The organism is Streptomyces durocortorensis (assembly GCF_031760065.1).
In the GTDB taxonomy this organism is placed as follows: Bacteria; Actinomycetota; Actinomycetes; order Streptomycetales; family Streptomycetaceae; genus Streptomyces.
This window is the reverse complement of sequence record NZ_CP134500.1, coordinates 4,010,116-4,033,230: the sequence shown is the minus strand read 5'-3', so window position 1 is coordinate 4,033,230 and position 23,115 is coordinate 4,010,116. Positions and strand designations below refer to the sequence as shown.

Annotated in this window: 23 protein-coding genes and 1 pseudogene; 13 read left to right on the top strand and 11 right to left on the bottom strand. The window is 71.3% G+C overall.

The features are described from left to right. Window positions 1-66: 66 nt before the first annotated feature. The gene (locus RI138_RS17800) at window positions 67-429 is read left to right on the top strand and encodes a DsrE family protein (RefSeq protein WP_311120732.1); all 363 of its coding nucleotides are present in this window, start codon (window positions 67-69) and stop codon (window positions 427-429) included. A gap of 4 nt (window positions 430-433) precedes the next feature. Here the strand turns inward: RI138_RS17800 and RI138_RS17795 are convergent, their stop codons facing one another. The 8 genes from RI138_RS17795 to RI138_RS17765 form a co-directional block, all read right to left on the bottom strand. Next, window positions 434-691: a DUF3099 domain-containing protein gene (locus RI138_RS17795; protein ID WP_311120731.1), complete on the bottom strand. Its 258-nt coding sequence runs from the start codon at window positions 689-691 to the stop codon at window positions 434-436. Window positions 692-829: 138 nt separating this feature from the next. Further along, window positions 830-1,117, bottom strand: coding sequence for a DUF1416 domain-containing protein (locus RI138_RS17790; protein WP_003968135.1), 288 nt, complete (start codon window positions 1,115-1,117; stop codon window positions 830-832). Window positions 1,118-1,171: 54 nt separating this feature from the next. Then, window positions 1,172-2,011, bottom strand: a complete 840-nt coding sequence (locus tag RI138_RS17785) for a sulfurtransferase (protein WP_096629896.1) — start codon at window positions 2,009-2,011, stop codon at window positions 1,172-1,174. Window positions 2,012-2,183: 172 nt separating this feature from the next. After that, window positions 2,184-2,264, bottom strand: coding sequence for an Ms5788A family Cys-rich leader peptide (locus RI138_RS32390; protein WP_350751515.1), 81 nt, complete (start codon window positions 2,262-2,264; stop codon window positions 2,184-2,186). 233 nt (window positions 2,265-2,497) lie between these two features. Further along, entirely contained in the window at window positions 2,498-3,187 is a 690-nt protein-coding gene (locus RI138_RS17780) for an LmeA family phospholipid-binding protein (protein ID WP_311120730.1), read from the bottom strand. Between the two features lie 169 nt (window positions 3,188-3,356). Further along, complete coding sequence (locus tag RI138_RS17775) at window positions 3,357-4,661, bottom strand: hypothetical protein (RefSeq protein WP_311120729.1); 1,305 nt, start codon at window positions 4,659-4,661, stop codon at window positions 3,357-3,359. A gap of 10 nt (window positions 4,662-4,671) precedes the next feature. Next, window positions 4,672-4,926, bottom strand: a complete 255-nt coding sequence (locus RI138_RS17770; RefSeq protein ID WP_096629892.1) for a MoaD/ThiS family protein — start codon at window positions 4,924-4,926, stop codon at window positions 4,672-4,674. Between the two features lie 49 nt (window positions 4,927-4,975). Next, the gene (locus tag RI138_RS17765) at window positions 4,976-5,932 is read right to left on the bottom strand and encodes an alpha/beta fold hydrolase (RefSeq protein ID WP_398863200.1); all 957 of its coding nucleotides are present in this window, start codon (window positions 5,930-5,932) and stop codon (window positions 4,976-4,978) included. Between the two features lie 269 nt (window positions 5,933-6,201). Between RI138_RS17765 and RI138_RS17760 the strand changes: the two genes are divergently transcribed. The 6 genes from RI138_RS17760 to RI138_RS17735 all read left to right on the top strand — a co-directional run bounded on the left by RI138_RS17760 (window position 6,202) and on the right by RI138_RS17735 (window position 12,366). Continuing rightward, the gene (locus RI138_RS17760) at window positions 6,202-7,008 is read left to right on the top strand and encodes a winged helix-turn-helix transcriptional regulator (RefSeq protein WP_311120727.1); all 807 of its coding nucleotides are present in this window, start codon (window positions 6,202-6,204) and stop codon (window positions 7,006-7,008) included. A gap of 24 nt (window positions 7,009-7,032) precedes the next feature. After that, a complete protein-coding gene (locus RI138_RS17755; protein WP_311120726.1) occupies window positions 7,033-8,073 on the top strand; it encodes a LacI family DNA-binding transcriptional regulator in 1,041 nt (346 codons plus the stop codon). Window positions 8,074-8,223: 150 nt separating this feature from the next. Then, a complete protein-coding gene (locus tag RI138_RS17750) occupies window positions 8,224-9,264 on the top strand; it encodes a S1C family serine protease (RefSeq protein ID WP_311120725.1) in 1,041 nt (346 codons plus the stop codon). A 73-nt stretch (window positions 9,265-9,337) separates the two neighbouring features. Continuing rightward, complete coding sequence (locus tag RI138_RS17745) at window positions 9,338-10,075, top strand: response regulator transcription factor (protein ID WP_311120724.1); 738 nt, start codon at window positions 9,338-9,340, stop codon at window positions 10,073-10,075. Then, window positions 10,072-11,541 (top strand): HAMP domain-containing sensor histidine kinase, encoded by a 1,470-nt coding sequence (locus tag RI138_RS17740; RefSeq protein WP_311120723.1) that lies wholly within the window; start codon window positions 10,072-10,074, stop codon window positions 11,539-11,541. The genes RI138_RS17745 and RI138_RS17740 overlap by 4 nt, the downstream gene beginning before the upstream one ends. A 210-nt stretch (window positions 11,542-11,751) precedes the next feature. Beyond that, a complete protein-coding gene (locus tag RI138_RS17735) occupies window positions 11,752-12,366 on the top strand; it encodes a hypothetical protein (protein ID WP_311120722.1) in 615 nt (204 codons plus the stop codon). A 119-nt stretch (window positions 12,367-12,485) separates the two neighbouring features. On the opposite strand, the gene RI138_RS17730 is transcribed toward RI138_RS17735, so the two are convergent. Continuing rightward, window positions 12,486-13,403, bottom strand: a complete 918-nt coding sequence (locus RI138_RS17730; protein ID WP_311120721.1) for a phosphatidylinositol-specific phospholipase C — start codon at window positions 13,401-13,403, stop codon at window positions 12,486-12,488. Window positions 13,404-13,487: 84 nt separating this feature from the next. After that, window positions 13,488-13,654, bottom strand: a pseudogene (locus tag RI138_RS17725) (alkene reductase); the annotation flags it as partial. A 115-nt stretch (window positions 13,655-13,769) separates the two neighbouring features. Between RI138_RS17725 and RI138_RS17720 the strand changes: the two are divergent. Next, window positions 13,770-15,632, top strand: a complete 1,863-nt coding sequence (locus RI138_RS17720) for a choice-of-anchor A family protein (protein WP_311120720.1) — start codon at window positions 13,770-13,772, stop codon at window positions 15,630-15,632. 403 nt (window positions 15,633-16,035) lie between these two features. Here RI138_RS17720 and RI138_RS17715 read toward each other — a convergent pair whose 3' ends face one another. Continuing rightward, window positions 16,036-17,028 (bottom strand): GlxA family transcriptional regulator, encoded by a 993-nt coding sequence (locus RI138_RS17715; RefSeq protein WP_311122918.1) that lies wholly within the window; start codon window positions 17,026-17,028, stop codon window positions 16,036-16,038. 178 nt (window positions 17,029-17,206) lie between these two features. On the opposite strand from RI138_RS17715, the gene RI138_RS17710 reads away from it, so the two are divergent. From RI138_RS17710 to RI138_RS17690, 5 genes are all read left to right on the top strand, one after another. Continuing rightward, a complete protein-coding gene (locus RI138_RS17710) occupies window positions 17,207-17,794 on the top strand; it encodes an isochorismatase family protein (RefSeq protein WP_311120719.1) in 588 nt (195 codons plus the stop codon). Beyond that, window positions 17,791-18,525 (top strand): isochorismatase family protein, encoded by a 735-nt coding sequence (locus tag RI138_RS17705; protein WP_311120718.1) that lies wholly within the window; start codon window positions 17,791-17,793, stop codon window positions 18,523-18,525. The genes RI138_RS17710 and RI138_RS17705 overlap by 4 nt, the downstream gene beginning before the upstream one ends. 235 nt (window positions 18,526-18,760) lie before the next feature. Continuing rightward, window positions 18,761-19,888, top strand: a complete 1,128-nt coding sequence (locus RI138_RS17700; RefSeq protein WP_311120717.1) for a hypothetical protein — start codon at window positions 18,761-18,763, stop codon at window positions 19,886-19,888. Window positions 19,889-19,971: 83 nt separating this feature from the next. Continuing rightward, window positions 19,972-21,717 (top strand): immunity 49 family protein, encoded by a 1,746-nt coding sequence (locus RI138_RS17695; RefSeq protein ID WP_311120716.1) that lies wholly within the window; start codon window positions 19,972-19,974, stop codon window positions 21,715-21,717. A 262-nt stretch (window positions 21,718-21,979) separates the two neighbouring features. Next, the gene (locus tag RI138_RS17690) at window positions 21,980-22,795 is read left to right on the top strand and encodes a hypothetical protein (protein WP_311120715.1); all 816 of its coding nucleotides are present in this window, start codon (window positions 21,980-21,982) and stop codon (window positions 22,793-22,795) included. The last annotated feature ends 320 nt before the right edge of the window (window positions 22,796-23,115 follow it).

Genomic DNA, 23,115 nt, shown 5'->3' with positions numbered 1-23,115 from the left:
CCTGCGCGCACATGTGACCCCCAGGTCAGCAAGGAGGTTGCCCCTCGGACGATTACAGTTCGGCATATGCCGAAGAAGCTAGTGATCAAGGTGACCGCCGGGCCCGAGGCCGCCGAGCGCTGCTCACAGGCCTTCACCGTGGCGGCGGTGGCCGTCGCCAGCGGTGTCGAGGTCTCGCTCTGGCTGACCGGGGAGTCCTCGTGGTTCGCCCTGCCGGGCCGGGCGGCCGAGTTCGAACTGCCGCACGCCGCCCCGCTGCCCGATCTGCTGGACTCGATCCTGGCGGGCGGCCGGATCACCCTGTGCACACAGTGCGCGGCCCGGCGCGAGATCACCGAGAAGGACGTCCTGGAGGGCGTACGCATCGCGGGGGCGCAGGTCTTCGTGCAGGAGGCCATGGCGGACGACACCCAGGCGCTCGTCTACTGACAGCTCAGTAGCGCTTCTTGCCGTCCAGCTCGTCCCACCACTCGTCGGACTTCGGGTCCCCGGTGGGGTCGTCCCACCAGCGGTCCTCCGGGCCGCGCCGGTTGGCGATCATCGCGGCGATCGGCGGGATCACCATGGCGACCCCGCACATGCCGATGGCGACCGGCATGGACCACAGGCGCACGACGGCCCAGGCGGACACGAAGAGCGCGATGCATCCGCCCATCATGAGGAGGTAGTTCCGCCTGCGTCGGGCGTACATGCCTCCAGCGTAGGACTCCGGGCGCCGGACGGCACGAAGGGCCGCACCCCGCGTCAGGTGGCGTCCAACCCCCTGGGGTGCGGCCCTCCGGCCGTTCTGGGTGCCGGGGAAACCCGGCGTGCCGTGGATCCCGAGGGATCAGACGGCGATGGCGACCTCGGAGAGTCCGCCCGTCTGCGCGACGACCGTGCGGTCGGCGCTGCCGCCCGGGACCAGGGCGCGAAGCGTCCAGGTGCCCTCGGCGGCGTAGAACCGGAACTGTCCGGTGGCCGAGGTCGGGACCTCGGCGGTGAACTCACCGGTCGAGTCCAGGAGGCGCACGTAGCCGGTGACGGGCTCGCCGTCGCGGGTCACGCTGCCCTGGATGGTGGTCTCACCGGGCTTGATCGTCGAAGCGTCGGGGCCACCGGCCTGTGCTCCACACATGGTTCTGTCCTTCTGGTCGGGTCGTGCGGGTCGGTCGGAACTGCTGGGTGTGCGCTACTTGTTGGCGCCGAGTTCGATCGGCACGCCGACGAGGGAGCCGTACTCGGTCCAGGAACCGTCGTAGTTCTTGACGTTCTCCTGGCCGAGCAGCTCGTGGAGCACGAACCAGGTGAGCGCGGAGCGCTCACCGATGCGGCAGTAGGCGATGGTGTCCTTCGACAGGTCGACCTGCTCGTCCTCGTAGAGGGCCTTGAGCTCGTCGTCCGACTTGAAGGTGCCGTCGTCGTTGGCGTTCTTCGACCACGGGATGTTGCGGGCGCTCGGCACGTGGCCGGGGCGCTGCGACTGCTCCTGCGGGAGGTGCGCCGGGGCGAGCAGCTTGCCGCTGAACTCGTCGGGCGAACGCACGTCGACCAGGTTCTGGCTGCCGATGGCCTTCACGACGTCGTCGCGGTAGGCGCGGATCGACTCGTCCTGCGGCTTGGCCTTGTACTGGGTGGCCGGGCGCGTGGGAACGGCATCGGTCAGGTCGCGGGAGTCCAGCTCCCACTTCTTGCGGCCGCCGTCGAGGAGCTTGACGTTCTCGTGGCCGTACAGCTTGAAGTACCAGTAGGCGTACGACGCGAACCAGTTGTTGTTGCCGCCGTAGAGGACGACCAGCGTGTCGTTGGCGATGCCCTTCTCGCTGAGCAGCTTCTCGAAGCCGGCCTGGTCGACGAAGTCGCGGCGGACCGGGTCCTGGAGGTCCTTGGTCCAGTCGATCCGGATCGCGTTCTTGATGTGGTTCTTCTCGTACGCCGAGGTGTCCTCGTCCACCTCGACGATCGCGACCTGCGGGTCGTCGATGTGGGCCTCGACCCAGTCGGCGTCTACCAGGACGTCGCTGCGGCTCATGTTGTTCTCCTCCGGGGCAGTCTGCGGCGGGGTGGTGCGGAGTTGCTGAGTGCGGGTGCGGGGTGCGGCTGTACGCGCGGGGGCACGGAACGCGGCGCGTACGGGACACCCGGGGGCGGCCCTGACGACGGTCGAAGGGCCGGGGGAGGCGGGGCGGTGGGAACGGCCCCGTTCAGAAGGGGCGACAGAGCATGGCGGCGACGCGGCACAGGTCTACTGCCCGCCGCTTCGTGAGATCCGCCTGTCGCTTCATGGGTCCGATCGTAGGGAGGTACGCACGGAGATGTCACCGCCGTGTCGTATCGTGAGACACGATCGTCCATGATGCGGGACGAGAGCGTGGTCGCCGCGCCTCGCATCCGCCGCCGGGCCCCTGGCGGCCGCTCCGGCATCTGCGGACCGGACGGGGGCGTCTCACTATCCGGATCAGCGGGTACGTACCCGCTCCCGGCCGGGCTCTCCCCTGTGTACAGCCCCGCCCGGCGCTCAGCCCGTCAGGGAGACGTCCGAGCCGGTCACCTGGATCTCCAGGCCCTTCTCGGTCACCTCGATCTTGCGCAGCTCCAAGCCCTTCGGCAGGCCGTCGATGTCACCCTCGAAGTCGGTCTTCTTGCGGACCAGTTCCTCGACGCCGGGCAGTCCCTCGCCCGGCACCTGATCCGCGCGCACCTTGATCGTGTGACCGTCGACGCGGGTCACGGTTGAGAGCACGCTGCGCGAGATCGGGCGGCCGAGGATCTCGACCGTGCCGGTGACCTTCGCCTTGCCGTTGCCGCCGTACTCGACGACGACGCCGTCGCTGGCCGCCGCCGTCAGGTCCTCGTAGGTGACGAGGGCGGTGCCGGTGGCGCGCGCGGCCGTGGCGCTGCGGTAGCCGGAGCCGAGCTTCACGTCGTGCAGCTGGGCCCGCACCTCGCTGACCCGCGTCGTGCGGCCGGCGGCGCTGGTGTTCATGCCGGTGAGGCTCACATCGACCCGGTCGAGCTGTGAGCCCGCGAGCTGGGTGAGGAAGGGGAATCCCTTGATCGAGATGTCCGTGGAGCCCGCGCTGCCGCCGCTGATCGTGACCCGGTCCTCGGCCTCGGACTCGGCGAAGTGGACCGCCACACGGTCGACGGCGATGAAGAGGCCGCCCAGCACCACCACCAGGACCAGCAGTATTCGCAGTGCGCGCATGTGTGTCGTTCCCCCACCCTGAGCCGATCGGTCCCCCCGGCGCCGCCCGTGAGCCTACTGCCGCAGGAATGGACGCCCCGGATGATCGACGAGCGGCGGCCCCCGATCGGTTCCCGGGGAACCGGTCGGGGGCCGCCGCGGACGAGCGTGCCGGTGGGCGTGGTGGCCGTCAGACGATGGCTCGGCCGATCAGATAGACCGCCGGAGCCGCCACGGTGAGCGGCAGCGCCACCCCGGCCGTCATGTGCACGAACCGCGACGGGTAGTCGTAGCTCGCCACCCGCAGCCCGATCAGCGCGCAGCCGCCCGCCGCGAGGCCCAGCAGGGCCCCCTTCACGCCGAAGTCCGTCCATCCGCCCACCGCGACCCCCGCGCCCGTACCCGCGAGCAGGGCCACCGCGACGGAGACCGTGCCGGGCAGCGGCAGCGCCCGGGCGAGCACAGCGGCCGCGACCGCCACCCCTCCGACCGTCACCGCGTCCGGGACCGCCGCGAGGTGTCCCCCCGCGAGGACCGCGAGGGCGGCCGAGACGACGGTGGCCATCAGGCCGTACATCCGCTCGTCGGCTCCCGCGTGGCTGCGGAGCTGGAGGACCACGGTGAGCAGCACCCAGACGCCCAGGGTGCCCAGCAGCGCGGCGGGACCGTGCTCCCGGCCCGCCGCGAGCAGGGCTGCATCGGCGACGAACCCGCCGGCGAAGGCGAGCGCGATGCCCTGGCGGGCGGGCCACATGCCGTTGAGCCGGAACCAACCGGCAGCGGTCACCGCCTGGAGCAGCACGACCGGGACGAGCAGGGCGTACGACCCGATGGCCGCGCCCCCGGCGAGGAGCAGGCCGAGGACAGCGGTGAGCGCCGCGGGCTGCATCCCGGGCGCGATGATCGGCGAACGCCCCTCGGCGCGGGCCCGCTGGGCGTCGGTGATCCGGGCGTTGCCGAGAGTGGTGGGGGCGCTGTACCCGGAGCCGTCGGCCACCGGCCGCGCGGTCGCGGGCTCGGGCGCGGGCGACGGCGGTGCGGCGGGTGCGGGCGCGGCCGGGACCTCGGGCGGCAGCGGAAGGGAGCCCGAGGCCGCCTGGGACGGCAGATAGGCGGTGTCGGCCGCGGCCTGCGGGTACGCCTGCTGCTGCGGCTCTTGCTGATACGGCTGCTGCTGCTGCTGATGCGTCTGATGCGGATACGACTGCTGCGGCTGCTGCGGCTCTTGCTGGTACGGCTGCCGCGGCTGCGGTGTGCCGTACGGATCGGGCCCCTGTGCCCCGTACACGCCCGGCTGTCCTTGCGGTTGCCCGTCCGGCCGGATCGTCGGCTGGTACTGCGTGTCCCAGGTCGGCGCCTGCCAGGTCTGCGTCGCGCCCTGGTCGAAGTCGTCCGGTGTTCGGGGGGCCGCGGGCTGCCCGGCCGTCCCGTCGGGCCAGTACGGCTGCTGCTGCGGGTCGTACGGGTACGGGTACTGCTGATCGCTGCTGCTCATGGCCTGCGGTTCACCCTCCTGCGAACGGCGGGAGCACCTCGACCGTGCCGCCCTCGGCAAGGCGTACGGTCTCATGCCCGCGGGTCCCGACGGGGTGCCCGTCGATGAGGAAGGAGCACCGCTGGAGCACCCGGCTCAGCTCGCCCGGGTGCCGCTCGCGCACCGCGTCGAGCGCCTCGGCGAGGGTCGCAGCCGCGTACGGTTCCTCCGCGGTGCCCGCGGCGGCCTTCGCCGCAGCCCAGTAGCGGATCGTCCCCGCTGCCATGGCGCCACTCCTTCGGTTCGGTCGTCGGACGTGGTGTGCGTCCTGTGCGTCAGTTGTCCATGATGGGGCACGCCGCGACCGCCCAGTCGGCGATGCGGGTGAGGAGGGCGTCGTCCGCCGCGTTCTCCGCGTGCCCCATCCCCCGCTCCAGCCACAGTTCCGCACCGCCCGCCCCCGCCGCGTCCGCCAGCATCCTCGGGTGGTCCAGCGGGAAGTACGGGTCCCGGTCGCCGTGCACGAGGAGCAGCGGGGCCGGGGCGATGAGCGGAACGGACTGCACCGGGGAGAGCGGGACGGGGTTCCACTCCTCGGTGGCGATGCGGGTGCGGAGTCCGTAGCGGCCGACGAGCCGGCCCGAGGGGCGGGTGACCACCCAGTGCAGGCGGCGCATCGGAGCCGTACCCCGGTAGTACCAACGGGCGGGAGCACTGACGGAGACCACGGCGTCCGAATGCGCCCCCGTGCGCCCCCTATGCCTCTCGCGCGCCGCTACGCGAACGGAGGCATCCGGCACCCCGGAATCCGCCGTACCCGTCCTCGTACCTGTGTCCGTATCCGCATCCACATCCGTATACAGAGCGCCGTGCCGCAGCACCACCGAGCCGCCCATCGAGAACCCGACCGTAACCACCCGCGCGTGCCCCAGCTCGCGCGCCCAGGCCACCGCGGCGGCCAGGTCCAGCACCTCGCGGTCGCCCACCGTGGAGCGCCCGCCGGACCGTCCGTGCCCCCGGAACGAGAACGTGATCACGGCCGCACGCTGGGCGAACGCCCGCGCGGCCCGGCGGACGGCCGGACGGTCGGCCGAGCCGGTGAAGCCGTGTGCCACCACGATCGCGAGGCTCTCGGCGGCCGCGTCCACCGGCGCCCCGGAACCCGCCGTACACGGTTCGTACACCGCCTCGACCGGTACGCCGTCATCGGTCAGCAATGTGGCGAATCGTGGGACCCGCGTGAGCAAGGGAACAGAAGAACTCAGGAATCGACCCTCGGACACTGAACTCATGTGGGCTATTCTGCTGCGAAGAGGATCCGGGCAATGCAGCCCCCGGGTCCTTTTGTGCTTTCCGGGCGTTGTTACGGAGACGTTTCGACAAGCTCAGCGGTCCCAGGGCGCGGGACCGCACCGTAAAACCTGTATGACGTACGAAGCAGTGCCGCATACTCCCCCGGGTCCGACCCGGGAGTGCCCCTCTCGCAGGGAACGAGGAGGACCGACGTAATGGGCGAGCGAACCGTGCAACACGATCGACCGAACCGGGCAGGTGGGCGGCGATGAGTTCACTGCTGCTTCTGACGAACGCACTCCAGCCGTCGACGGAGGTGCTCCCCGCCCTCGGCCTCCTGCTCCACAGCGTGCGGGTGGCCCCCGCCGAGGGCCCGGCCCTGGTGGACACCCCGGGTGCCGACGTGATCCTGATCGACGGGCGCCGCGACCTGCCGCAGGTCCGCTCGCTCTGCCAGCTGCTGCGGTCCACCGGGCCCGGCTGTCCGCTGATCCTCGTCGTCACCGAGGGCGGCCTCGCGGCCGTCACCGCCGACTGGGGCATCGACGACGTCCTGCTGGACACGGCGGGTCCGGCCGAGGTCGAGGCGCGGCTGCGGCTGGCGACCGGCCGGCAGCAGATCACCTCCGACGACTCCCCGATGGAGATCCGCAACGGTGATCTCTCCGTCGACGAGGCGACGTACAGCGCGAAGCTCAAGGGCCGGGTCCTCGACCTGACGTTCAAGGAATTCGAACTGCTGAAATACCTCGCCCAGCATCCGGGCCGGGTGTTCACCCGCGCCCAGCTCCTCCAGGAGGTCTGGGGCTACGACTACTTCGGCGGTACGCGGACGGTCGACGTCCACGTCCGACGGCTGCGCGCCAAGCTCGGCCCCGAGCACGAGTCGCTGATCGGCACCGTGCGCAACGTCGGCTACCGCTTCGTCGCGCCGGAGAAGATCGAGCGGGCCGCCGAGGAGCCGAAGGACCGGGCGGCGGCCGAGCAGCCGTCCGGCGAAGCCATCGCCCGTTCGGAGCAGTCGACGGCGGCCGGGGTGACGGAAGAAGCCCCGGTAGAGGCTGCCAAGCGGTAGGTCCATCCGCGTAGACTGCCGCGCGTGGCCAAGGTGACGCGGGACGATGTGGCGAGACTGGCGGGGACGTCGACCGCGGTCGTCAGCTACGTCATCAACAACGGACCCCGGCCGGTCGCCCCGGCCACGCGCGAGCGGGTACTCGCCGCGATCAAGGAGCTGGGCTACCGGCCCGACCGGGTCGCCCAGGCCATGGCCTCGCGGCGCACGGACCTCATAGGCATGATCGTGCCGGACGCCCGGCAGCCGTTCTTCGCGGAGATGGCGCACGCGGTCGAACAGGCCGCCGCCGAACGCGGGAAGATGGTGCTCGTCGGCAACTCCGACTACCGCGACGAGCGCGAGGTCCACTATCTGCGGGCCTTCCTCGGGATGCGCGTCTCCGGGCTGATCCTGGTCAGCCAGGGCCCCAGCGAGCGGGCGGCGGCCGAGATCGAGGCGTGGGACGCCCGGGTCGTCCTGCTGCACGAGCGGCCCGAGGCGATCGACGACGTCGCGGTCGTCACGGACGACGTGGGCGGCGCGCAGCTCGCCACCCGCCACCTGCTGGAGCACGGCAACGCGTACGTGGCCTGCCTCGGCGGTATGGAGTCGACCCCGGTGGTCGGCGACCCGGTGGCCGACCACGTCGAGGGCTGGCGCCGGGCGATGCACGAGTCGGGCCGCTCCACGGAGGGCCGGCTCTTCCAGGCCCCGTACAACCGTTACGACGCCTATCAGGTGGCCCTCGGCCTGCTGTCGGGCCCGGACCGGCCCCCGGCGATCTTCTGCGCCACGGACGACCAGGCCTTCGGCGTGCTGCGGGCCGCCCGGGAGCTGCGCATCGACGTGCCCCGGGAGCTGGCGGTGGCGGGCTTCGACGACGTGAAGGAAGCCGGTCTCACCGATCCGCCACTGACCACGGTCCACTCCGACCGCCCGGCGATGGCGCGGGCGGCGGTGGACCTGGTGCTGGACGACGCGTTGCGGGTCTCCGGTTCGCGGCGGGAGCGGCTGAAGCAGTTCCCCTCGGCGCTGGTGGTCCGGCGCTCGTGCGGCTGCGGGGAACCCCCGCCCTCCGCCTGATCCGCCTGGTCAGCCTCATCCGCCTCATCCGCCGCCGTGTCCTCTCCTCGTACGGCCCCTGAAGGCCTTTACATCGGGCATACGCGGTTCTGCCGGGCTTCTCAGGACGTACTCAGACCCTTCTCATGTTCGCTCGCCAGCCTGGTGCACATGACGGAGAACCCCCGCCCGAGCGGCGCGTACACGACGGACCAGGACCCCACCTCGTACTCGTACGACGGCACGGCGTACGGCACCGCGGGCGGCTACCCGCCGCCGCCCCCGTACGCGCCCGCCGGCAGGCGCCGGGCGAAGCGACCGGTGGCCCTGCTGACGGCGGTGGCGCTCGCCGCCGCCGTGATCGGCGGCGGCACCGCGACGCTGGTCGGGCAGCTCACCGACGGCGGGGCACGTGCCACCGGCTCCGGCGGGGCGGTCAACGGCACCACGGTCTCGCAGAGCAGCAAGGGCACCGTCGCGGGCGTCGCGGAGGCGGTCTCCCCCACCATCGTGGAGATCGGCGCGTCCTCGTCGGCGGGCAGGTCCACCGGGTCCGGGGTGGTGATCACCGCGGACGGCGAGGTCGTCACCAACAACCACGTGATCTCGGGTGCGCAGCAGATCCAGGTCACCCTCTCCACCGGGAAGACCTACACCGCCGATGTCGTGGGCACCGACCCCGACAAGGACCTGGCGCTGATCAAGCTCCGGGGCGCGAGCGGGCTGAAGACGGCCACGCTCGGGGACTCCTCGCAGGTCGAGGTCGGTGACCAGGTCGTCGCGATCGGCTCGCCGGAGGGCCTGACCGGCACGGTCACCAGCGGGATCATCTCCGCGCTGGACCGGGACGTCACGGTGGCGAAGGACGACTCCGGGCAGGGCTCACGCCAGGGCCAGAGCCAGGGTCAGCGCGGCGGGAACGACCCGTGGCCGTTCGAGTTCGGCGGCCAGCAGTTCAACGGCGACACGGGCGAGCAGACGACCACGTACAAGGCGCTCCAGACCGACGCCTCGCTCAACCCCGGCAACTCCGGCGGGGCGCTGATCAACATGGACGGGGAGATCATCGGCATCAACTCCGCGATGTACGCGCCCAGTTCGTCGGCGGCGGGCAGTGGTTCAGCGGCGGGCAGCGTGGGCCTCGGCTTCGCGATCCCGGTGAACACGCTGAAGGCGGACCTGGACACCCTGCGCGCGGGCGACGCCTCCTGATCCCGTACAGCACCCCGGCCGTGCAAGGCTGAGGGCGCCCCGTCGGCCGGACACGAGAAGAGGACACGCAGCGATGAGCCCCGCCGAAGACGATCCCCAGCGCATCCTGATCGTCGACGACGAACCGGCCGTACGCGAGGCCCTGCAACGCAGCCTCGCCTTCGAGGGATACGGCACCCAGGTCGCGGTCGACGGGTACGACGCCCTGGCGACGGCCGAGGCGTACGCCCCCGACCTCATCGTCCTGGACATCCAGATGCCCCGGATGGACGGCCTCACCGCAGCCCGCCGCATCCGGGCCACCGGCTCCACCACGCCCATCCTCATGCTCACCGCCCGCGACACCGTCGGGGACCGGGTCACCGGCCTCGACGCGGGGGCGGACGACTACCTGGTCAAGCCGTTCGAGCTGGACGAGCTGCTCGCCCGCATCCGGGCCCTGCTGCGCCGCAGCTCCTACGCGTCGACGGCGGCGGGCGCGGACACCCCGGACGACGACGTTCTCTCCTTCGCCGACCTGCGGATGGACCTGTCCACCCGCGAGGTCACCCGGGGTGATCGCCGGGTCGAGCTGACGCGCACCGAGTTCACGCTGCTGGAGATGTTCCTGTCCCACCCGCGCCAGGTGCTGACCCGGGAGCAGATCCTCAAGGCGGTCTGGGGCTTCGACTTCGAGCCGAGCTCCAACTCCCTGGACGTGTACGTGATGTACCTGCGCCGCAAGACGGAGGCGGGCGGCGAACCGCGCCTCGTCCACACCGTGCGCGGGGTGGGCTACGCGCTGCGCACGGGCGGGAGCGGCGAGGCGTGAGCACGGCGCGACCCCCCGCGGACCAGGCCGGGCCCGCCGTGAACCGGTTCGTACGCCGCTTCCGGGCACTGCCGCTGCGCTCCCGGCTCGCGATCCTGGTCGCCACGGCGGTGGCGGTGGCGGTGGCGGCGGTGGCCGTGGCGTGCTGGTTCGTGACCCGCGCCCAGCTGGAGGACCAGCTCGACGACTCGCTGCGCGACGCGAAGATGGACAACGCGCCGATGCGCGATCTGCTGAGCTCGTGCCTGAGCGGCGGGCAGTTGCCCGCCCAGGAGTTCCCCGGCCAGTACACCGTGCAGATCGTCGCGGCGAACGGGAGCTACTGCACGGCTCCGAACACCACCCCCGTACCCGCCCAGCCGAGTGACGTGGCCGTGGCGGCGGGGGAGCGGAGCGACGCCCTGCACACGACGGAGAACGACGCCGGACAGGACATGCGGGTCTACACCCGCAAGCTGCCCCCGGTGGTCAGCTCCGGCCAGGCCAACAACCAGCTCGCGGTCTCCGTGGCCCGCCCGCTCAGCGAGATCGACGCACCGCTGTCCACGCTCGCCTGGGTGCTGGCCCTCGTCGGCGGCATCGGCGTCGTCGGCGCCGGCGCGGCAGGCCTGTGGGTGGCCAGGGCGGGCCTGCGCCCCGTGGACGAACTGACGGAGGCCGTCGAACACGTGGCGCGCACGGAGGACCTGACCGTACGTATCCCGGTCGACGGGGAGGACGAGATCGCCCGCCTCTCGAACTCCTTCAACTCCATGGCCGCCCAGCTCGCCTCCTCCCGCGACCGCCAGGCCCAGCTGATCGCGGACGCGGGCCACGAACTGCGCACCCCGCTGACCTCGCTGCGGACGAACGTGGAACTGCTGGCGCGCAGCGACGAGACGGGCCGGATGATCCCGCCGGAGGACCGGAAGGCGTTGATGGCCTCGGTGAAGGCCCAGATGACGGAGCTGGCGGCACTGATCGGCGACCTCCAGGAACTGGCCCGCCCGGACGCCGCCGAACCGGGCCCGCTCCAGGTGGTGGCCCTGCACGAGGTCACCCGCACCGCCCTGCGCCGCGCCCGGCTGCGGGGCCCCGAGCTGACGGTCACGGAGGACCTGGCCCCCTGGTACGTACGGGCCGAACCGGCCGCCCTGGAGCGGGCGATCGTCAACGTCCTGGACAACGCGGTGAAGTTCAGCCCGCCGCGCGGCACGATCGACGTACGGCTGCACCGGGGCGAACTGACCGTCCGGGACCGCGGCCCCGGCATCCCCGCCGAGGAACTCCCCCACGTCTTCGAACGCTTCTGGCGCTCCCCCTCCGCCCGCCAGCTCCCCGGCTCGGGCCTGGGCCTGTCGATCGTCGCCCGTACGGTGCATCAGGCGGGCGGCGAGATCACGCTGCGCCCGGCCCCCGACGACGGGCCCGGCACGGTCGCCACGATCGGGCTGCCGGGGGCGCCGACTCCACCGCCGGAGATGTGAGGCCGCTCCGGCGGACCGGGCGGGCGTCTCGGAGGCGGCGGCGGAACCGGGCGCTGGAGGAGATCCGCTCGCGTCGGCACCGACGGCGTCATCCCGTGGTCGCCCGGCACCCGCCGCACGGGCGAGCACCGGTCGCCCCGGCGACGGATGCTGAACAGCCACCCTTCACACGATGATCGACGACATCGGATCTCGTCGAGGAGGGCACACGTGACCACGCGGACCAAGGCCACAGCAGCAGCACCGGCAGCCGAGACGTCAGTCCGCGCGCCGGCCGCCGGCGAACCCGTCGAGCCCGTTCCCCGCTGGGCGGTCCGGATGGCCCATGCCATCCCCCTGTGTGTCCTGCCGTCCGGGTTGTGGCGTGTCGCGCTGGTGCTGGGCCTGGCCGGATACGACTCGGACTACCAATGGGCGGTGTGGGAACGCCCTTACGTGATCGGGCTGTCCGTGGTATCCGAAGGGCTCGCGCTGCTCGCCCTCGGGCTGGTGCGGCCGTGGGGCGAAGTCGTCCCGCGTTGGGTGCCGGGGCTGCGCGGCAGACGGATACCGATACCGGCGGTGGTCATTCCGGCCGCACTCGGGGCGGCGCTGATCATGATGCTCTGCGCGTACGGCACGCTGAACCAGATCTTCGGCTTCATGGAGCCGCTGAACGACGACGGCACCGGTCTCCCTACCAGTGGTCCTGCCGCCTGGGCGCTGTGGACGACGTACGCCCCGCTCCTCGCCTGGGGCCCGCTCCTGGTGATCCTCACCGTCGCGTACTACCGACGCCGCCGGGCGAACGACGCATCGGCTGCCGCTCGGCCCGCGGCCGGATAGCCGGTCCGGCCGGGCCTGCCGTCGCGCAGGCCGCCCGCGAGCGCACAACCGCCGGCGCCGCAGGCCCGAGCCTCCCCGCCCCGGACCGAGCCGGGCGCCTCAACGGCGGCGCGTGCCCCTCACTCGGCCGGGTTGTGCCGGATCAGCGACTCGACCAGACCGGACCGCTGATTCGGGTAGTCCATCGGGACGATGCCCAGCCCCGTCCACCCGGCGGTCTCGGAGCGCTCCAGGAAGGAGTGGACCTGGGGGTTGAGCCGGTCCGCGTTCCAGCGGGGCGGCATCAGGGCGGCGGTGGAGACGTAGTTCATGAAGAACTTGCCCGGCTGCTGGGCCGCCCTGCGGAACTGGGCTTCGATCTTCGGGTACTTGGCGAACGGCTCGGCCATGTAGTCGTCCTGGATGTCGAAGACGGCAGGATCGCCGTAACGCACCCCGGGCAGGCCCCCGTTGTCCGCCAGCAGCACCACCTTGCCGCGGGCCCCGCCGAGGTCGGGAAGCGCGGAGCCGAGGCGGAACAGGGGCCGCCAGCCCCTCGTGTCCAGGTAGTCGTCGAAGACCGCCCGGAACGCGGCGTCGCTCTCGGAGGAGTACTCCTGCTTGACCCTCATCAGCACCGTCTCGCTCGGCCGTGCGGCGAGGAAGTCCCAGCAGGCGACGAGGACGTCACCGAACATCATGTTCTGGAACGCGGCCCCGTGATGGATCGCGAACGAGCCGTCGATGAGACGGCAGCGTACGTCCAGGAAGCGGATGCCGCTCTCCAACTGCTGTGCGATCGTGGTGTTCTGGCACTCCGACCAGGGCCCGCCGAACCGGGCACCCGAGTCGTGCGTACCCGGGATCGTCAGCCGCTGGAGTGCGCTGCCGTCGGGCAGGGTGGCCATCCAGTCATGCGTCCCGCGTACGGTCCGGGACGCCTCGCGCGAGGCGGCGACGGCCGGTGCGGCGCCGAGGACCGCGGTGGCGGAGACCGCGAGTGCACCGGCCAGGAATCCTCTGCGGGTACTCAGGGGTGCGGGCACGGGGGTGGACACGGGGTGCCTCCAAGGGCCGTGGGGGAAAGGCCTTTGGATTGTGACGGGTACACGTCACGACTGGAAGAGGGTGGACGGCGCCATGAGTTCGACGCCGTCGCACCCGGCTTCGACCGCCCGGCGGTCGGCCGACGCGTACGACTCGACGTGCTCGGCACCTCGGCCGTCCCCAGGGCGCGCGGCATCGGCGCGGGCCGCGGGCCCGTCGGCGAGAACACGTCGCAGACCGCCGCGACGGCGGAGGGCCCGACGGCTGAGCCATCCGGCGGCGCTCTCTCACACGTGGCGGTGACCCTGTTCCTCGGCCGGATCAGCGCCGGGCGCCAGGGGTGGGCGCTCCGTGCTTCCCGAGCCGAGACTCACGCCATGAGACATCTTTCCCCGCGGCGCCATGGGCGTCCTCGTAGGCGTATCGGCTCCGCCGGACTCGCCTGCGTGACGGCCCTGGCGGCCGCCCCCCTCCTCGTGCTCGGCCCCGGTGCCGTTCCGGCATCGGCCGCGCCCCTGCCCGGCGGGCTCGGGCCCTGTGTTCCCGGAGACTGCCCCGACCCGTTCCCGGGCATCAACAACGGCCCCATCGCGGGCCGGGACAACGCGATCAACATGTTCGTGGGTGACGACTTCCTCGTCCGCGGTTCCGCGGCGGAGGCCGAGGGGCGCGTCGTCGTCCTGGACGACTTCGACATGAACAAGGACGCCCAGGCGAGTCAGGCCTACAACGTCGGAGAGGCGGGCGTCGGATCGCGTGTCGCGCCGCCCGTCGGAGCGGACTGGCTGACCACCGGTGGCGATATCACCGTGGCGACCGGCCAGCGGGTGCTGGCCGACGCCGGCGTCGTACGGTACGCCGGCTCGCTGACCGGCACGGTCGAGGCCACCCTCACCCAGGACGACGCGGCCGTCGCCCCCTATACCGCCCTCAGGGACGAGCTCACCACCGCGAGCCGCTGCTACGCGCGCGTCGACGGCTCCCCGAGGACGCCCACGGGGACGGCCGTCAACCAGGGCACCCAGACGGTGTTCACCGGTGACGGGACCTCCGCGCTCCAAGTCTTCAACGTCGACTTCGACCTGACGGGGCCCTCGGGCGCCCAGCAGGGCATCGTCTTCGCCGGCATTCCCGACGACGCGACGATTCTCGTCAACATCGTGGGCGCGAACCGTACGCTCAACACCTACAGCGGCGGGATCGACGACGCCACCGATCCGCTCAACGCCTACCGCGAGCGCCTTTTGTGGAACATCCCCGACGCCACCACGGTGAACCTCAACGGAACCGGCCAGTTCCAGGGCAGCTTCCTCGTCGGGGAGCAGAGCTCGGCCACCACGGTCACCCTGCCGGGCATCAACGGACGCTTCTTCACCACCGGATCGCTCACCCACACCAGCGCCGCCACGGGCGGCGGCGGCCAGGAGTTCCACGCCTACCCCTTCAACGGCGACCTGCCCGACTGCACGACCCCGCAGCCCGTCACCGGTGCGGTGGAGGTGCTGAAGACGGACTCCGAGACCGACGCGGCACTGCCCGGCGCGACGTTCCAGCTCTGGGAGGAGACCAACGGGACTCCCGGCCTGCAGACCGGCGGCGCCGACCCTGACACGACGGTCGGGGCATCCTGCACCACCGACGCGGAAGGTACGTGTTCCCGGACGGTGGAGACAGGGACGTACTACTGGCAGGAAACGGAGGCCCCGGACGGATACGACCTGCCCGACCCCGCCGTCTTCGGACCCCTCGTGCTGACCGAGGAGAACGCGAGCGCCGGTGTCTCGGTCACCGCCGCCAACACCCGTACACCAATTCCGCCGGGCACCGGCACCGTCAAGCTGCTCAAGACCGATGCCGACAGCGGTCGGCCGCTGCCGGGCGCGACGTTCGAGCTGTGGGAGGAGACCAACGGGCGCGAAGACCTCCAGACAGGCGGCAGCGACCCCGATACCCGTGTCGGGACCACCTGCACCACGAACGGCGCGGGCCTGTGCTCCTTCGGCGACCTGGACCACGGCACGTACTACCTGCGCGAGACCGGCGTACCGGATGGCTACGTCCTGCCCGGCGACCCGGTCGCGGGACCGTACGTGGTCAGCGCCGACCAGGAACTCGTGATCGCGCGGCTCGCCAACAACCGCGACGACAAGCCCTGTAAGGACACGGGCTACGGCTACGGCTACGGAGACGACGCGTACGGTTCGGGCCCCGGACGTAAGGGGAACGCCGGGGTCGCCTGACCGCCGTAGGTCCTGCAGTCCCGGCTTCGAGCCCGGCGACCTGGACATGTGCACGTACCCGCGACCGGTGTCACCCCCAGGTGGCACCGGTCGCTGCGAAGCGTCCGCGCCACGGACAGACTTCGCGGCGAACTCGACCTCGCCCATCACCCGAAACCGGATCCGGGCACCCTCACCCGCGATGCCCGCGCCAAGTCCCCTCGGCATACTGCCCGTTGCCCTCCGCGGCGCCGCCGGCCCCGGCCTCCTCACCCACTGCACACTGCGCGCACGGGAACGCGGGGCGGACTGGAGCCTCCGGCCCCTGGGGTGCGCTGCCGCCGTCCGCCGGAGAGCTGGGCGGCGGCCCTCCCCCGCGACGCATGAACCGGCCGTCGTCCACGGGGCCGTCGGCACCCTGGGCTCAGACCGCGTACGAGGACCGGAACCTGCTCCGGTACTCCGTCGGCGTCGTGTTCAGCCGCCGCCGGAACGCACGTACCAGAGTGTCCGTCGTGCCGAACCCGCAGGCGGACGCGATGCGTTCGAGGGTGGCGTCGGAGGACTCCAGGTCGTTCCGGGCCTTCTCGACCCGTACGGACTCGATGTAGGCGTGCGGGGTCATGCCCAGCTCGGCCTTGAAGATCCGGGTGAGGTGGCGGTCACTGACATGAGCGTGGGCGGCCAGGTCCACGACGGTCAGCGGGAGGTCGATGTTGCGCATGATGTGGTGGCGGAGGTCCTCGATGCGGCGCGTCGTGGAGATCTGCTCCAGCGGCACGCTGAACTGGCTCTGCCCGCTCTGCCGCTTCAGATACATCACCAGCTGCCGGGCCACCCGCAGTGCGACCGCCTCGCCGAGGTCGTCCGCGATCAGGGCGAGGGAGAGATCGAGGCAGGCGCTGATCCCGGCCCCGGTCCACACATCGCCCTCGCGGATGAAGATCGGGTCCGCGTCGACCTCGATCTCCGGGTGATCGGCGGCGAGTTGCTGCGCGGTCGACCAGTGGGTGGTGGCACGCTTGCCGTCGAGGAGACCGGCGGCGGCCAGGAGGTGCGCCCCGACGCATACGGACGTGACCCGCCGGGTCCGCCCGGCGAGCACCTTCACCCAGCCGACCAGCTCGGGGTCGACGATGGCGTGTACGCGGCGCTCGCCGTCCACCTCCACCGAGCCGGGCACGATGAGGGTGTCGATGTTCCGCTCCGCCGCCTGTCGGAAGGTGAGATCGGGCAGGATGCGGACCCCGGCCCCGGTGGTGACGGGGTCCAACGACTCGGCGGCCAGGACGACTTCGTACCCGGCCGCGTCATCGGTCTCGCGCCGGGCGAGCGAGAACACCTCCGGCGGCCCGGTGACGTCGAGCAGGTCGACATCCTTGAAGAGCACGATGACGACCAGCCGCCTGGTACCGATCACGGTCCGCCTCCACCTCGCTTCGACCTGCACAGACACCCTCGGACCGGATGTCGGTATCTGCATGCTAGCTGTCATTGCAGACATGCACAGGGGTCCATAGCGTTGAGGACAGCTCGCCGCCCGGGACGGGGCGAGCGCCTCCCCGACGCACGCATGACCTCAAGGCGGTACACCCATGTCCAGAACCACGCTGCGCGAACTCAACGGCTTCGACGACACCCCGGCCACGCTCGCCGACGCGACGCTGATCCTGGTCGACTACCAGAACACCTACACCCGTGGCGTGATGGAACTCGACGGCTGGCAGGCCTCGTTGGACGCCGCCGCGGAGCTGCTGGCGCGGGCCCGCCGGGCCGGGACGAAGGTCGTCCACGTCATCAACGACGGCGGCGAGGGGACCCCATACGACATCCGGGCCGAGATCGGGCGGATCCACCCGACCGTCGCCCCGGCCGCCGGGGAGGCCGTCGTCGTCAAGCAGACCCCGAACGCGTTCCACGGCACCGACCTCGGAGATCACGTCCCGGAGGGCCGGGACGTGATCATCGCGGGCTGGATGACCCACATGTGCGTGGCCTTCACCGCCCAGGGCGCGTTCCTGCGCGGCAACCGCCCCACGGTCGTCGCCGACGCCTGCGCGACCCGGTCCCTGCCGGTCGCGGGGGCCGACCTCGACGCCTGCCAGGTGCACTACAGCGCCCTGGCCACCATCGGCGACCTGTACGGGGTCGTCGTCGCATCCCAGAAGGAGATCGCCCGATGAAGCTGCTCCGTACCGCCACCGCGATCGGCGTCGCCGCCGTCCTCGCGGCCACCGCCACAGCGTGCGGCGGGAGTTCCGAGGCCGCGACCGGCAAGGACGGCGCTTCGAGCGCGTCACCCTCGTCGAGCGCACCCGCGAAGAACGTCGCCGAGGACACGACCACACTGCGGGAGCTCAACAAGCTCGACGAGACCCCGGCGACGCTGGCCGACGCGACGCTGATCCTCGTCGACTACCAGAACACCTACACCGAGGGCGTAATGGAGCTCGACGGCTGGAAGCCCGCCGTGGACAACACCGCGGCCCTGCTGAAGCGCGCCCGCGCGGCGGGCACACCGGTCATCCACATCGTCGACAAGGGCTACGACCTCGCGTCGGAGGCGGGCCGGATCATTCCCGCCGTGAAGCCCGTCAAGGGCGAGCCGGTCGTGGAGAAGAGCGTCCCGAACGCCTTCCACGGCACGAACCTCGCCGAGGAGGTGAAGAAGGCCGGACGTAAGAACGTCATCATCGCCGGGTTCATGACCAACATGTGCACCCTGTTCACCACGCAGGGCGCATTCATCAACGGCAACAACCCGACAGTGGTGGCCGACGCCTCGGCGACCCGCCCGCTGCCGCTGAAGGGCAACCCGAACGGCATCCCGGCCGAGCAGCTGCACCAGTCGGCGCTCGCCACGATCCAGGACCTGTACGGAGTGGTGGTCCCGGCGCAGAAGTCGCTGAAGTAGCTCTTCAGGGCGGGTGACCGCAGGGCGCGCACGCTCGGGCGCGCCCTGCGCCACGCCCGTACAGCAAACCCCTGTGCCCCACCCCCAGACGCCCCGCTCCCGTATTTCCCCCCCACCCCCCTACTCCCCCACTCCCCCACTCCCCCCCACTCCCCCCATCGGAAGTGAACCCTATGAGCACTTTCCCCCCATTCCGCCAGAGATCGCACGACTATCCCCAACGGAGATTACGAAGATGGCTACCCGCAGAGGCTTCATGACCGGCGCTTCCGGAATCGGCACCGCGGCCCTCCTGGGCTACGCGGCGACCCCGCAGGCAGCGGCGGCCGCCGCCGGCCCGGCGAGCGCGGTACAGGTCTCGCCGCAGCAGGCGAAGGAGTCCCTCCTCGCCGTCAACGCCGGAATGCGCACCAACTACGCGGTGCTCAAGGCCGAACTGATCAAGCACCTCTCCCCCGTGGTCGTCGTACAGAACGACGCCAAGGGCGGCCGGTTCACGCTCGTGACGGAGAACGGCCAGGAGAGCGCCAACCCCGTGTCGGAGACGTTCGAACTGGCGAAGTCCATCGCCCACGTACCGCTCGGCATCTTCTCGGTGATCGCCTCGTACCTGGCGGACCACATCCCCAACCTCCCGAACGCCGACCGGATCGACCCGCACGATCTGCTGCTGGTGGCGTTCGACGACGACTCGTCGACCGCGTGGATTCCCCCGCTCCAGGCCTACGCCGCCACCCTCACCACTGCTCGCCAGAACCTCCCCGGCGCCGGACTCCCCGCCGCGCTGGCGACCTCGTGCGGCAACATCCTGGACGCCGCCCTCCGGTTCATCGACACCTCGGTGACGACGCGGTCGTTCGACATGAAGTCCTTCGAGGACTTCTCCGGCGGCGTCTACCCCGACATCCGCACCAACATGGAGCACGCGGCGCAGGCCCAGATCAAGGGCGTGCAGGACCAGATGAAGGCCTGGCGCGCGAAGGTCGGAGAGGCGGGCTGGGCCAACCTCTACTGCGTGGTGATCTCGCAGTGGACGACGAGCGTGCTGAACCAGAACACGATCATCATCAAGGACTGCATGAACCCGGCGAAGGTCGCCACCCACCTCATCGACCTGCCCGGCCTGGAGAACCCGGCCGACCCGGTGTTCACCGCCCTGGACAACCTCGCCCGGATCGTGCAGGACAACGTGGCGGCGGAGATGGTGTTCCCCAAGGACACGAAGGTCGCGGACGCCCTGAAGGGCAGGGAGGACCTGCTCTCCGACGAGATCCTCAACCAGCTCGGCACCCGCCGGGCGGCGACGGAATCCGCGCCGACGTACAACATGGCGGCGGGCGGAGTGTGCCCGGTCAGGAAGTAGCGACGACGGACGGCTGAACGGCAGCCGGTGGCTCCCCGGGACGGCTTTGCGGCCCGGGGAGCCGCGCTCAGTAGGGTTTCCGGGTGACCCACGACAACGACAACGCCACCGCACCCGCGAGTGCACCCGACGCCCACCTGCCCATGCTGACCACTGCCCAGGCCGACCGCCTGCGCTGCCTCGTGGCCGACGACCTGTCCGCGCGGGACGGCGCACACCCCCGGGTGGACGGAGCGACGGCCGTACGTGAGCGTTCCACGCACGCCCTCACCACCCTGGCCCACCGGTGCCGGGCAGCAGCCCCCGAGCTCTGGCCGACGGTGATAGCGGAGCACTTCACCTCCCTGGACACGGTCTCCCAGGGCGGCGAGAGCGCCGAGGAGCTGCTGAGCCGGACGGTACTGCGCCTGCTGCCCACCGAGGCGCTCGCGGCGGACGAGCGGGCGGGCTTCCGCTACGCCTGGCAGCCCGCCGACCACCTGATGACCGTCCTCGCCCTGGACGCCCCCGACACCGTACGGATGCTCACCGACGCCGACGTCGAACGTGCGGGTCTGGACGCGCTGAAGGCGGCGGGCCGGGCGAACCTGCTGGCCGAACCGGTGGAGCACGAGGAGATCCGTACGCCGTCGGGCGCGCTCCTGCACTCGGTGCACGGCGACTCCCACTTCGTGGCGAGCAAGGCCCTCGTCCTGGCGGACCTGGCCCGCGCCCTCACGGGCCGCGACCTCCCGGAGGCCGGGGCGCTCGTCGTCGTACCGACCCGGCACCTGCTGGCGTTCCACCCCATCGTTGACGCCACTGCGGTGGGCGCGGTCAACGACCTGGGGATGTACGCCCTGGGCGCGTACGAGGACGGGCCGGGCTCGCTCAACCCGCTGCTGTACTGGTGGCGGCGGGACGAGCTGGTCTGCCTGACGTCGTTCGACGAGCAGACCCGGGCGATGCGGGTCGTACCACCGCCGGAGCTGATGGACCTGATGCGGAGCCTGCACGCGGAGCAGCCCGCAGCGGCAGCAACGCCATCCGCCGGCGAACTTCACGCAGAACTGCGGGGGTTGACGGACAAGCTGCCCCAGGACCCGGCCGGGCTCCCCGAGGCGTTCGACGCGGCGGTGGCACACGCGCACGCACGCTGCGCGGACGACCCCGACGCGGCGGAACTGGAGACGTGGGAGGCCTGGGTCCTCGCGATGCAGTTGGGCGACGCGCTGTTCGCCACCTCGGTCGCCCGCGAGGGCGAGGTGGCGTGCCGCGTCGGCGACCGCGTGATCGCCCTGCCCGCCACCGGCCCGTCCCCGCACGCGAACGGCCGCACTTGGCTGACCGCTTTCTGGTTCGCCCTGGTCTGCCGCGAGGGGGACCGCCTGTCCCGGCTGGCGCACGTCCCCCTGAACGACCTGCGCCAGGCCGATCCGTCCCAGGACGCGTACCTGTTCCACTGGATCGAGACCCTCCAGACCTACTGGCTCGGACAGTCCCTGGACGACGTCGTCCAGAAGCTCATCGCCACGATGGAGACGTCCGACCCCAAGGTCGCGACGCGCACCGCACCCGACCTGCTGAACCTGATCGACCACCAGCCCGCCGCCCTCTTCCACCGCCTCATCACCCGCAACCACGGGGCGTTCGCGGAGACCCTCACGGAGTCGGTGACCCACCACGACCGCTACTGGACCGCCTCCCCTGACCCCCGCGCCCACGTGGCCCTGGGCCCCCTGGCCCTGGCCTGCCTCGCCCACGACGGCGACTTCCCGGTGGACGCGACGCTGCCTCGCCTGCCGAAGCACCTGATCAGCCGGGCCTGGTGCGGGGAGTTCCCGACCTGAGCGAGCGGTGAAGTACCTCCCGGAATCCACACTTACGGCGGCTGACGCCATGAGGTGCAGCGACGCTGTCGGCCATGCTCGGGGCGAGGGTTGGGCGGTGGGCCCGGGCTGGGAGTTCGTCACCGTGGTTCGTGTCGCCTGAGGTACGGGACTGCCCGATGTCGTGGCCGCCGCAGTGCCAGAAGCGCTTCCGCGCCCCCTGGGGTATTTGAGTAGCTGTGCGGGTAGCAGCGGTCCATTCCGCTGACCAACCATGGCCACCATGATCACCACCGCATGGATCGCGTTGCTCGCCCTGGCTGTGCTTCTGGCTTCTGCCGCTGCGGCCTGGCACGGAACCTCTGTTCCACGACGACAGAAGAGGTCCCGCATACGCCGCGCCCTCTTCCTCCCTCTCAATCTCAATGTCGTCCTGGTGCTGGCTCTCACAGCATGCGGGGGCGCGACCAGCGAGAAGACCGTGCGCAGGCTCGCCGACAGCCCGGAGGCCGTGAAGGCACGGCAGGAATCCGAATCCTGGAGCCGGAAGTCCGTCGCCGCCTGGGACACCGACACCCCGCTCACACTCGGGCTGGTTGTACTGGAGGACGTATGCGTGGGAGGGCAGGCGAAGGAGTGGTTCTTCGTAACGGGTGACGACCAGTACAAGGTCAACTGCACCATGCGCGTCACCGCCTACTTCGGCGCTGACCCCCACCGTACGGCCGAGACCATCGACGGCATCCTCACCGCAGGAGACCGCGCCGAATCCCCCATCCCTTTCGCCCACGACTTCCAGTACGCGCGCAAAGTCGTCGACTACTACCGGGGAAAGACGGGCGACCCGCAAGGGACCGGGACCGGCGAGCCGAGAGAACTCTTCGCGGCAGCCACGATCAGGCTCACCTGGGACCAGGTACGCAGCGGAGACACCCGCGAACTGATCGAAGAACCGCGCCCGTGTGCATCCCCTGGCCCGACGATGCGGCGTTGCCTGCACGAGCCGCCGTCCACCAGCGTGGCTGATCTGCGCCGCGAGTACGGGATGGTGTTCAAACTGACCCTCCCCACCCAGCAGTATTTCACCGTCGGGAAGTAGCCGGGCTGGTGTTGCGCCCACACGACGGCCCGCATAGCGCGCCGAGTCGTCGGTGGGTGATGAGCACCCCAAGCCTGCCCCGCGCGCGCCCGCGTCTCCGGCTCCACACCCGATGGCGACTCCCTGCTGGGCAAGCGGCCAGCTCCGAACCAGCATCCGTGCGGACCGCTCCGAACCAGCATCCGTGGCGCGGCGACGACTTCGTCCTCCTGCCCGACGGCCGCTGCCGCGCCTGCCGCACCGTCTCGGACGCCCAGGCTCCGCAAGCGCCGTCGCCCGGCGCCCGCCCCTCTCCGCACAGCGCAAAGGGGCGGCAGGCC